Genomic DNA, 9,519 nt, shown 5'->3' with positions numbered 1-9,519 from the left:
CGGCGAGGTCCGCACGGGCCCGGTCCCACCGTCCGGCGCGCTCCAGGTTCCGGCGGTGGGCGCGGATCGGGCCGGGCTTGGTCTCGAAGACGGCCACGGCGTGCGCCACCGAGGGATAGCGCACCCGCACCCGTGCCCGGCGGCACCGCACGGTGACCGGCAGCGGCGCGAACCAGGCCGCGACCCGGTCCGGCTCGCCCCACCGGGTGGGTGCCGGCGGGCCGGGCGGGCCGTCCAGGTGGCGCAGGACCGTCGGGGCGATCAGACCCATGATCCCGTCGGGCGTCCAGGAGGCGACGGCGAGCCGCCCGCCGGGGCGGGTGACGCGCACCAACTCGGCGGCGACCCGGGCCGGTTCTGGGGCGAACATCACGCCGAAGGTGGACAGGACGACATCGAAGGCGCCCGCCCGGAACGGCAGTCGCCGGGCGTCCCCGGCCACCCAGCCGAGCGGCTGCCCGGGCCGGCGCGCGCGTTCCACGGCGACCCGCAGCAGTCCCGGTTCCCGGTCCAGCCCCACCACCCGCGCCCCGCGCCGCGCCGCGGCGAGGGCGGCCGGACCGGATCCCGTGCCCACGTCCAGCACCCGCGGGACGCCGGCGAGCCCGGTGAGGGCGGCACGGACCACGTCGTCCGCGGCGTGCGCCCAGGCGTCCCCGGCCGCGGTGTAGTCGCCGTCCTCCCAACCGCCGCTCACCGCGGGGCCGCCGCGGCGGTCACCGTCGTTCCGGGCTCAGGCCCGAACGCCTTCACTGTAGTCATGCTCCAGTGAAACACACTGGAGCATGACCAGTGAAAAGCGGTCAGCCCGCGTACCCGGTCACCGGATAGTGGTCCGACAGGTTGGTGTACGTGTACGAGGTGCCCCAGCTCGACACCGTCCAGGGCGCCGTCGTCTCCTTCACCACGTCGTTCTGCCACCCCGCGGGACGGGCGTGACCCGCCCGGTGCAGCACGTGGTCGAGGTCCTCCCGCGGGTCGTCCGGGTAACGTTCGCGGGCGATCGAGTTCTCCGCCGTGTCGAAGGAGTACGGATGCCCGGTGCGCGCCTCCGCGCCCACCAGGCCGCCGTCGGCGAGCATCGAGGCGTACTCGGCGCTGTGCGAGTCGACGTTGAGGTCACCTGCCACCAGCACCTGCTCGCCCGCCGGGATGTTCTTCGCGTCCAGGAAGGCGTCGACGGCCTTGAACTGACGGCTGCGCACGGCGGCGGCCTCGCCCGGGTCGCAGCCCGGGTCCGTCGACTGGGCGTGGGTGCCCAGGACGTGCACCCGGGCGCCGTTCACGTTCAGCACCACATACGCGAAGCCCTTGTTGGACCACCAGTCCGCCCCGCAGGCGTCCTGATAGACGTACTGCTCCTTGCGCAGGATCGGCCACTTGCTGAGCACCGCGACCCCGCCGTCCTCCGGCGTCGTCGCCGAGTAGGCGCCGCCCGTCGCGTCCCAGCCGTCCTTGCTCCGGCCCACCACCGGCGTCTGGTACGGGTAGGCGGTCGCGGAGGCGCGCTTCAGGGCGTCGGAGGAGGAGTTGTCGAAGGCCTCCTGGAGCACGACGACGTCGTTGCCCTGGAAGAACGGCGCCTTCGGGATCTGTGCCGCGCGGTGGTCCTGCCCCCAGTTCGGGTACAGGCTCTTGCTGAAGAGGAACACGTTGTACGACAGGACCCGCACCGGCGGCGGCTGCTCGGCGGCCGTGGCGGTGGGCGCCGTGCCCGCGAGCCCCGCGGTGGCGAGGGCGAGGGCGAGCACGGCGGCGCCGGGGGTGCGGCGCGGGGTGCGAAGCGGCACTGGATCTCCCTGTGAATGAGGGGGGTTGAGTGGCGCCGCACATCAAACCACTGGCGATTACTCCCAGGTAACCACCGTGCGGAAAAAGGATGTCCGCCCGAGGTCGGGCAGCCTCAGACCGTCCACACCCCGTCCCGCATCAGGTGCCGCCCCTTCATCTCGTGCTCCCCGCGCAAGGCCTGCACGACCCGCGGGCGCACCCGGAACCAGGCGTAGGAAGGGCTGTCGGCGCCCGGGTTCCAGCCGTACTTGGCGATGTACGCCCGCGCGGTCGCCGCCGGCACCTCCTCGCGGGTGAGGACCTCGGCCTCGCCGTCGATCAGCACCACGTCCTGGGTGTCCCCGAGTGCCAGCCGGACGCGCCGGCCGTCGCGCAGATTGCGGCCGGTCGGATTGGTCGTCCGCGTCGCCAGCCACACCGCCTCCCCGTCCCACAGGAACCAGAGCGCGACGAGCCAGGGCGTCCCGTCGGCCGCGGCGGTGGCGGCCCAGACGTCCTCCTCCCGTTCCAGCCGGGCCAGGACGTCCCGCCTGCGCTGCGCGGGGGTGCGCGGGGTCTCGGTGATCTTCATGCGGGGACGGTAACGGGCCGGGAGCGCGCCCTGCCTCGGTCCGGGGACGGACGCGGCCCTCGGCCTTTCGGACCAGGCCCGCAACGACGTCCCCGCGCGCGAAGTGCCGTCGCCGCGGGCCCGCCCCTCACCAGCCGTGCTGCTCCTCTCCCGGCACGGTGCTGCCGAGACGGGCCCATGCCGCCGTAGCCCTCGCACACCCCGCTCCGCGCGCTCGGCACCACGACTGGCATCCGGTAGGTTTTACGTATAACCTCTCCCGTCAACCCACCCGGTTTCCCGCGCCGAAAGGTACCGATGAGACGCATCGCCCTGGTCACCCTCGTCGTCGACGACTACGACGAGGCGATCCGCTTCTACACCGAGGCCCTGGGATTCCGGCTGGCCGAGGACGCGCCGCGCCCGGACGGCTCCCGCTGGGTGGTCGTCGAGCCGTCCGCCGGCGCCCCCGGTACGGCCCTGCTGCTGGCCCGCGCGAAGAACGACGCCGAGCGCGGCCGGGTGGGCGACCAGACCGGCGGCCGGGTCGGCTTCTTCCTGCACACCGACGACTTCGCCCGCGACCACGCCCGGATGCGCGGCGCGGGCGTGACCTTCCTGGAGGAGCCCCGGCACGAGCCGTACGGCACGGTCGCCGTCTTCCAGGACCTCTACGGCAACCGCTGGGACCTGCTCCAGCCGGCCTCCTGACCACTCCCGCCCCTTCGCTCACCGATCTGCCGAGGAACGCCCGCACCATGTCTTCTACGCGCATAGACGCCGACGTCATCCGCCGCCTGCCCAAGGCCGTCCTGCACGACCACCTCGACGGCGGCCTGCGCCCGGCCACCGTGGTCGAGCTGGCCCGGGAGGTCGGCCACACGCTGCCCACCACCGACCCCGACGAGCTGGCCGCCTGGTACTACGAGGCCGCGAACTCCGGAGACCTGGTCCGCTACATCGCCACCTTCGAGCACACGCTCGCCGTGATGCAGACCCGCGAGGGCCTGCTGCGCACCGCCGAGGAGTACGTCCTCGACCTGGCCGCGGACGGCGTCGTCTACGGCGAGGTGCGCTACGCGCCCGAGCTGAACACCAACGGCGGACTGACCATGCGCGAGGTCGTCGAGACGGTGCAGGAGGGCCTGGCCGCCGGCATGGCCAAGGCCGCCGCGGCAGGCACCCCGGTGCGGGTCGGCACCCTGCTGTGCGGCATGCGGATGTTCGACCGGGTCCAGGAGGCCGCCGAACTGGCCGTCGCCTACCGGGACGCGGGCGTCGTCGGCTTCGACATCGCCGGCGCCGAGGACGGCTTCCCGCCCGCCGACCACCTCGCCGCCTTCGAGCACCTGCGCCGCGAGAGCGTGCCCTTCACCATCCACGCCGGTGAGGCCCACGGCCTGCCCAGCATCCACCAGGCCCTCCAGGTCTGCGGCGCCCAGCGCGTCGGCCACGGTGTGCGGATCACGGAGGACATCGTCGACGGCAAGCTCGGCCGGCTGGCGAGCTGGGTCCGCGACCGCCGGATCGCGCTGGAGATGTGCCCCACCTCCAACCTCCAGACCGGCGCCGCGACCTCCATCGCCGAACACCCCATCACCGCGCTGAAGGACCTCGGCTTCCGGGTCACCCTGAACACCGACAACCGCCTGGTGTCCGGGACGACCATGACCCGGGAGATGTCCCTGCTGGTCGAGCAGGCGGGCTGGACCGTCGAGGACCTGCGCACGGTCACCGTGAACGCCGTGAAGAGCGCGTTCATCCCGTTCGACGAGCGCAAGGCCCTCATCGAGGACGTGGTCCTGCCGGGTTACGCGGCGCTCTGAAGCAGCCCGCGCACATAGGCGGCCTGTCCGACGTGCTGGAGATCGTCGGACAGGACGCTGACCAGCCGTACCCCGAGACTGACCGGCGGATCCCAGCCCTCGTCCACGATGCGTTCGAAGTCCTTGGCGGTCAGCCCGCGCAGGAACTCCAGCGTCTGCTCGTGCACTGCGTCGTAGTACCCGGTCAGCAGGTCGGGGGAGTCGACCCGCACCTTGGCGACCTGCGCGGAGTCGTGTCCGTAGCCGAAATCCCGCTGGGGCAGTCCGAGGCCGAAGCGCTTCGCCCAGTCCTGCGCCAGCCACACCTGGTCGAGCCCGGCGACGTCCGCGATGTGGTCGTCCTGGACCCGGGTCAGATGCCACACCAGCCAGGCGATGGAGTTGGCGTCGGCGGAGGGCCGGTGGTTCAGCTCCTCGGGTCCGAGGCCGTCGACGGCGGCGTGAACTTCTTCCTGGATACGGCTGTAGCCGTCGATGAGGATGTCCTTTGCATGCATGGGTCCACCATGACCCGCGCGCCGCTCAGGCGCCCCCCGTTTCCAGCAATGTGATCAAAGCCCGGGCCGCCGGGCTGGTGGCCTCCGGCGGCGGGAGCAGGGCCACCGTCTCGTACGCGGCCTCGCCCGTGCCCTTCAGCGGCAGCGCGGTGAGCGACGGCCGCTTGTGCCGGAAGTGGTGCGGCACGACGGCGACGCCCAGGTTCTCGTCCAGCAGGTCGAGCAGACTGTGCACGTCGTTCACCTCCAGCGCCACCGTCCGCCGTACCCCCGCGGCGGCGAACGCGGCGTCGGTGGTGCGGCGCGGTCCCCAGTCCGGGTGGAAGTCGACGAACACCTCGCCACCGATGTCCTCGGGGGTGACGGCCGCCCCGGCCACCGCCAGCGGGTGCTCCGCGTGGCACAGCACGGTCATCGGCTCGCTGGTGAGCGAGAGGGCCCGGAGCTGCTCGGGGTCGGTGCCGGTGCGCACCGCGAACGCCAGGTCCAGCCGCCCGGCGGTCACCTCGTCGGCCAGCGCTCCGGAGCCCGCCTGCCGCAGCCGGATCTCCACGTCCGGGTGGCGCCGCCGGAACGCGGCGAGCAGCCCGGCCACCGGCACCCCGGCGATGCACTGCTCGGTGCCCAGCGCCAGCGTGCCGCGCAGCACGCCCTGTACGGCGGCCACCGCCTCGTGTGCGGCGCGCACCCGGTCGAGCACCCGCTCGGCCTCGACCAGCAGCGCCCGGCCCGCCTCGGTGAGCGTGACCCGGCGGGTGGTGCGGACGAACAGCGGGGTCTGCAGCTCGCGCTCCAGGGCGCGGATCGACGCCGACAGGCCCGACTGGGAGACCATGAGCCGTTCGGCCGCGCGGGTGAAGTGCTGGTCCTCGGCGACGGCGAGGAAGTGCCGGAGCTGGCGCAGTTCCATGACCGAGAAGCGTAGTCGCTGAATCCCATCGGATTCTTCTGTTGGACCACTGGCCGCAGGTCACGCCAGAGTGGGGGAGGCTTCGGACCCGGAGCCGCCCCCTGTGTGCCAACCTCTCTGGAGTCGCGTTGTACACCGCACACCCCGACCGCTACGCCGAGATGCCCTACCGGCGCACCGGACGCAGCGGCCTCAAGCTGCCCGCGCTGTCGCTCGGCCTGTGGCACAACTTCGGCCCGGACCGGCCGGTCGAGACCCAGCGCGCCATTCTGCGCCGCGCCTTCGACCTCGGTGTCACCCACTTCGACCTGGCCAACAACTACGGCCCGCCGCCCGGCGCCGCCGAGTCCGCGCTCGGCGAGGCGCTGACGGCCGACTTCGCGCCGTACCGCGACGAACTGGTCATCTCCACGAAGGCCGGCTATCTGATGTGGCCGGGCCCGTACGGCGAGTGGGGCTCCCGCAAGTACCTGCTGTCCTCGCTGGACCAGAGCCTGAGGCGGATGGGCCTGGACTACGTGGACATCTTCTACTCGCACCGGCCCGACCCGGAGACTCCGCTGGAGGAGACGATGGGCGCCCTGCACTCCGCCGTGCAGCAGGGCAAGGCGCTGTACGTCGGCGTCTCCAACTACTCCCCGGAGCAGACCCGGGAGGCCGCCCGCATCCTCGGTGAGCTGGGCACCCCGCTGCTGATCCACCAGCCGCGCTACTCGATGCTCGACCGCCGCCCCGAGGAGGAGGGCCTGCTCGACGCGCTGGACGAGCTGGAGGTCGGCTCCATCGCCTACTCCCCGCTGGAGCAGGGCGTGCTCACCGCCCGCTACCTCGACGGCATCCCGGAGGACTCGCGGGCCGCGAGCGACAGCCCGTTCCTGAGCTCCGACGCGCTGACCGGGGAACTGGTCGGCAAGCTGCGCGCGCTCGACGAGATCGCCACGTCCCGCGGCCAGTCCCTGGCCCAGATGGCCCTCGCCTGGGTGCTGCGCGGCGGCCGGGTGACCTCCGCCCTGGTCGGCGCGAGCAGCCCGCAGCAGCTGGAGGACAGCGTCGCCGCGATCCGCAACCTGGACTTCGACGCGGACGAGCTGGCCCGCATCGACGCGATCGTCACGGCGTAGCGGCATAGCTGCGTAGCGGCGATTCCTTCCGGACGCCCGGGGACGGCAGCCGTCTCCGGGCGTCCGTATTTCCGATCAAGAACTCAGGCGTTCCTCGATGCGTACGGTCACCGCGTCGCCCTCCCCTTTCCCGATCGCCCGGCGGATCTCCGCCTTCACCGGCAATTTGTGCGTGCCGTCCCCCAGGGCCATGAAGGAACTGCGGAATGGGCGCCCGTCGATCGTCCCGCGGATCTTGACCAATCCTCGGGTGCCGAAATAGGCGACCGATTCCGGCCAGACGACGTAGGTCCAGCCGCCCTGTTCCGGGCTCTTGGTCAGTACCGCCGTGAATTCCACGTCGACTTTTCCGGTCGTGTCCATACGAGGCAGACTCCGGCCCGCCGTGAAACTCATCGCAGGCCGTCGCATTCTGGCCAGGGAAGCCGCGCGGAATATGCCAGGAGACTGGCCAAAAAGGCGTGGTGACAGTGGTTCAAGAGTGAAGATACTCGACGGCAGGGGCAGTCCCCGATGGGGGAGGCGAACGTGCACGACGAATTCCTTTGCCATGTCACCGCGTACGGCATCTGCGGCGGGCAGCGCATCGGGGTCCCCCTGGGCACCTACCGGGCACCCACCCTGGCCCTCGCCCTGTGGTGGCTGCGGGACCGCGCCACCTGGATCGCCGAGCGGCTCGACCCCCGGCCCGGCGACGCCCCGTACCCGCCGAACGCGCTGGTTCCGGTCGCGGACGGGATCCAGGACGTACCGGCCGTCCTGCGCTCCTGGTGCGCGGACGCGGACCGGCAGGAGCGGATCGCCGACGAACTCGCGGCCGGGCGGCTGGTGCGGATCGCCGTCAGCGACGACACCACCGAGTACGAGCTGATGGCCGAGTCCGTCGACGCCCTGCGGATGCAGCGGACCATCCCGGGGCTGGTCGTGCCGGTGGCCTGACCGGGCGGGCGCATCCCCCGGTGACCAAGCACGAATGTGGGCCGATCGGTAGAATTCTGGCATGGCGGAGCGGCCGGCCGCGTCCACGGCACCCGAACTGGTCCTGGAGACCGAGACGGGCGTCACCGTGATGACCCCGGCCCGCGACTACCACGTGGGCCGCGACCCCCTCAGCGACATCGTCCTCGACGACGACCGGGTCTCCTGGCACCACGCGGTGCTGCACCCCGAGGCCGACCACTGGACGCTCCAGGACGAGCACAGCACCAACGGCACCTACGCCGACGGCCGCCGCGTCCACGAGCGGGGCGTCGGACCGGGCACCGTCCTCCGCTTCGGCAGCCCCACCGACGGCCCCTGCGCCGTCCTCACCGGCCTCGCCGCCTCCCTCCCGCAGCGCCCCTCGACGGTCTCCCGGCCCGCCCTCACCGGCACCTTCCGGGAGCCGACCAGCGTCCGGCCGCTGCCCACCCGCACCGTCCGCATCGGCCGCGCCGCCGACAACGACCTGGTCGTCGACGACCTGGTCGTCTCCCGCCACCACGCCGAACTGCGCATCCACGCCGACGGCAGCTACGAGATCGCCGACCTCGGCAGCCACAACGGCACCTACCTCAACGGCGAGCCGGTCGACCGCGCCGACATCGGCCCCGGCGACATCGTGGGAATCGGCCACTCCGACTTCTGCCTGGTCGGTGACGAACTCCAGCAGTACGTCGACACCGGCGAGGTCTCCCTCGACGTCCAGGACATCAGCGTCTCCGTCGACCGCGGCCGCAAGCGCCTGCTCGACCAGGTCTCCTTCCCGGTGGGGGAGAAGTGCCTGCTCGCCGTCGTCGGCCCGAGCGGCGCCGGCAAGTCCACCCTGATGAACGCGCTCACCGGCCTGCGCCCCGCGGACCACGGCACCGTCCTCTACGACGGCCGCGATCTCTACCACGACTACCCGGAGCTGCGCCAGCGCATCGGCCTGGTCCCGCAGGACGACATCCTGCACGCCCAGCTCACCGTCCACGCGGCCCTCTCCTACGCCGCTGAACTGCGCTTCCCGCAGGACACCGCCAAGACCGAGCGCCGCGCCCGGGTCGACGAAGTGATCCGGGAACTGGGCCTGGAGGAACGTGCCGGGCAGCATGTGCACAGCCTCTCCGGCGGCCAGCGCAAACGGGTCAGCGTCGCGCTGGAGCTGCTGACCAAGCCCTCGCTGCTCTTCCTCGACGAGCCGACCTCCGGCCTCGACCCCGGCATGGACCGCTCGGTGATGCACATGCTGCGCGGGCTCGCCGACGACGGCCGGACCGTCATCGTCGTCACCCACAGCGTGCTCAGCCTGGACGTCTGCGACCGCCTCCTCGTCCTCGCCCCCGGCGGCAAGGTCGCCTACTACGGCCCGCCCGGCGACGCCCTCGCCTTCTTCGGCTTCGAGCACTGGCCGGAGGCCTTCGAGGCGTTCGACCAGGACAGCGACCGGGACTGGGCGGGGGAGTACCGCGCCTCGCCGTTCCACCGGCGGTACGTGGCCGAGGCCGGAAGCCAGCCCAAGGTGCCCCGCCAGGGCCCGGTCATCCTGGGACCGCCGCCGCGGCCCCGCAGCTGGGGCGGCCAGGTGCGCACCCTGGTCCGCCGCTACTCCGCGGCGCTCTCCGCCGACCGCACCTTCCTCGCCATCATGATCGCCCTGCCGTTCGTGATGGGCGGCATGACCCGTGCCCTCGCGGGCGGCGAGCTGACCCGCAAGAACGCGCTGAACGTGCTGCTCATCCTGTGCGTCGGCGGCGTCCTCACCGGCGCCGCCAACGCCGTGCGCGAACTCGTCAAGGAACGGGTGATCTACCAGCGCGAACGAGCGGTCGGCCTGTCCAGATCGGCGTACCTGATGTCCAAG

At 72.2% G+C, this 9,519-nt stretch carries 11 protein-coding genes; 5 read left to right on the top strand and 6 right to left on the bottom strand.

Annotation, left to right across the window (positions count from 1 at the left end; genetic code table 11):
- The 3 genes from CCN42_RS08495 to CCN42_RS08485 all read right to left on the bottom strand — a co-directional run.
- On the bottom strand, nt 1-697 hold a 697-nt coding region (locus tag CCN42_RS08495; protein ID WP_086734247.1), incomplete at its 3' end, for a class I SAM-dependent methyltransferase.
- A gap of 106 nt (nt 698-803) precedes the next feature.
- A complete protein-coding gene (sph, locus tag CCN42_RS08490) occupies nt 804-1,790 on the bottom strand; it encodes a sphingomyelin phosphodiesterase (RefSeq protein ID WP_086734245.1) in 987 nt (328 codons plus the stop codon).
- Between the two features lie 113 nt (nt 1,791-1,903).
- Nucleotides 1,904-2,362 (bottom strand): pyridoxamine 5'-phosphate oxidase family protein, encoded by a 459-nt coding sequence (locus CCN42_RS08485; RefSeq protein WP_086734244.1) that lies wholly within the window; start codon nt 2,360-2,362, stop codon nt 1,904-1,906.
- A 297-nt stretch (nt 2,363-2,659) separates the two neighbouring features.
- Between CCN42_RS08485 and CCN42_RS08480 the strand changes: the two genes are divergently transcribed.
- Nucleotides 2,660-3,052: a VOC family protein gene (locus CCN42_RS08480; RefSeq protein ID WP_086734242.1), complete on the top strand. Its 393-nt coding sequence runs from the start codon at nt 2,660-2,662 to the stop codon at nt 3,050-3,052.
- 47 nt (nt 3,053-3,099) lie between these two features.
- On the top strand, nt 3,100-4,167 hold the full coding sequence (locus CCN42_RS08475) for an adenosine deaminase (protein WP_086734240.1): 1,068 nt from the start codon (nt 3,100-3,102) through the stop codon (nt 4,165-4,167).
- Here the strand turns inward: CCN42_RS08475 and CCN42_RS08470 are convergent.
- Both CCN42_RS08470 and CCN42_RS08465 read right to left on the bottom strand, forming a co-directional pair.
- Nucleotides 4,152-4,664 (bottom strand): mycothiol transferase, encoded by a 513-nt coding sequence (locus CCN42_RS08470; protein WP_086734238.1) that lies wholly within the window; start codon nt 4,662-4,664, stop codon nt 4,152-4,154. The genes CCN42_RS08475 and CCN42_RS08470 overlap by 16 nt on opposite strands.
- Before the next feature lie 25 nt (nt 4,665-4,689).
- Nucleotides 4,690-5,574 (bottom strand): LysR family transcriptional regulator, encoded by an 885-nt coding sequence (locus CCN42_RS08465; protein WP_086734237.1) that lies wholly within the window; start codon nt 5,572-5,574, stop codon nt 4,690-4,692.
- A 128-nt stretch (nt 5,575-5,702) separates the two neighbouring features.
- Here CCN42_RS08465 and mgrA point away from each other — a divergent pair, with 128 nt between their 5' ends.
- Nucleotides 5,703-6,695, top strand: a complete 993-nt coding sequence (gene mgrA / locus CCN42_RS08460) for an L-glyceraldehyde 3-phosphate reductase (protein ID WP_086734235.1) — start codon at nt 5,703-5,705, stop codon at nt 6,693-6,695.
- A 75-nt stretch (nt 6,696-6,770) separates the two neighbouring features.
- Here the strand turns inward: mgrA and CCN42_RS08455 are convergent, their stop codons facing one another.
- A complete protein-coding gene (locus tag CCN42_RS08455) occupies nt 6,771-7,058 on the bottom strand; it encodes a DUF1905 domain-containing protein (protein ID WP_086734233.1) in 288 nt (95 codons plus the stop codon).
- Between the two features lie 165 nt (nt 7,059-7,223).
- On the opposite strand from CCN42_RS08455, the gene CCN42_RS08450 reads away from it, so the two are divergent.
- The gene (locus CCN42_RS08450; protein ID WP_086734249.1) at nt 7,224-7,634 is read left to right on the top strand and encodes a hypothetical protein; all 411 of its coding nucleotides are present in this window, start codon (nt 7,224-7,226) and stop codon (nt 7,632-7,634) included.
- A 61-nt stretch (nt 7,635-7,695) separates the two neighbouring features.
- The coding region (locus CCN42_RS08445) for an FHA domain-containing protein (RefSeq protein WP_086734231.1) at nt 7,696-9,519 on the top strand (1,824 nt) is incomplete at its 3' end.

Source organism: Streptomyces glaucescens, from assembly GCF_002154375.1.
GTDB classification, from domain to species: Bacteria; Actinomycetota; Actinomycetes; order Streptomycetales; family Streptomycetaceae; genus Streptomyces; species Streptomyces glaucescens.
Note: the sequence above shows the minus strand (reverse complement) of the source record. Positions and strands in the feature narration are given on the sequence as shown.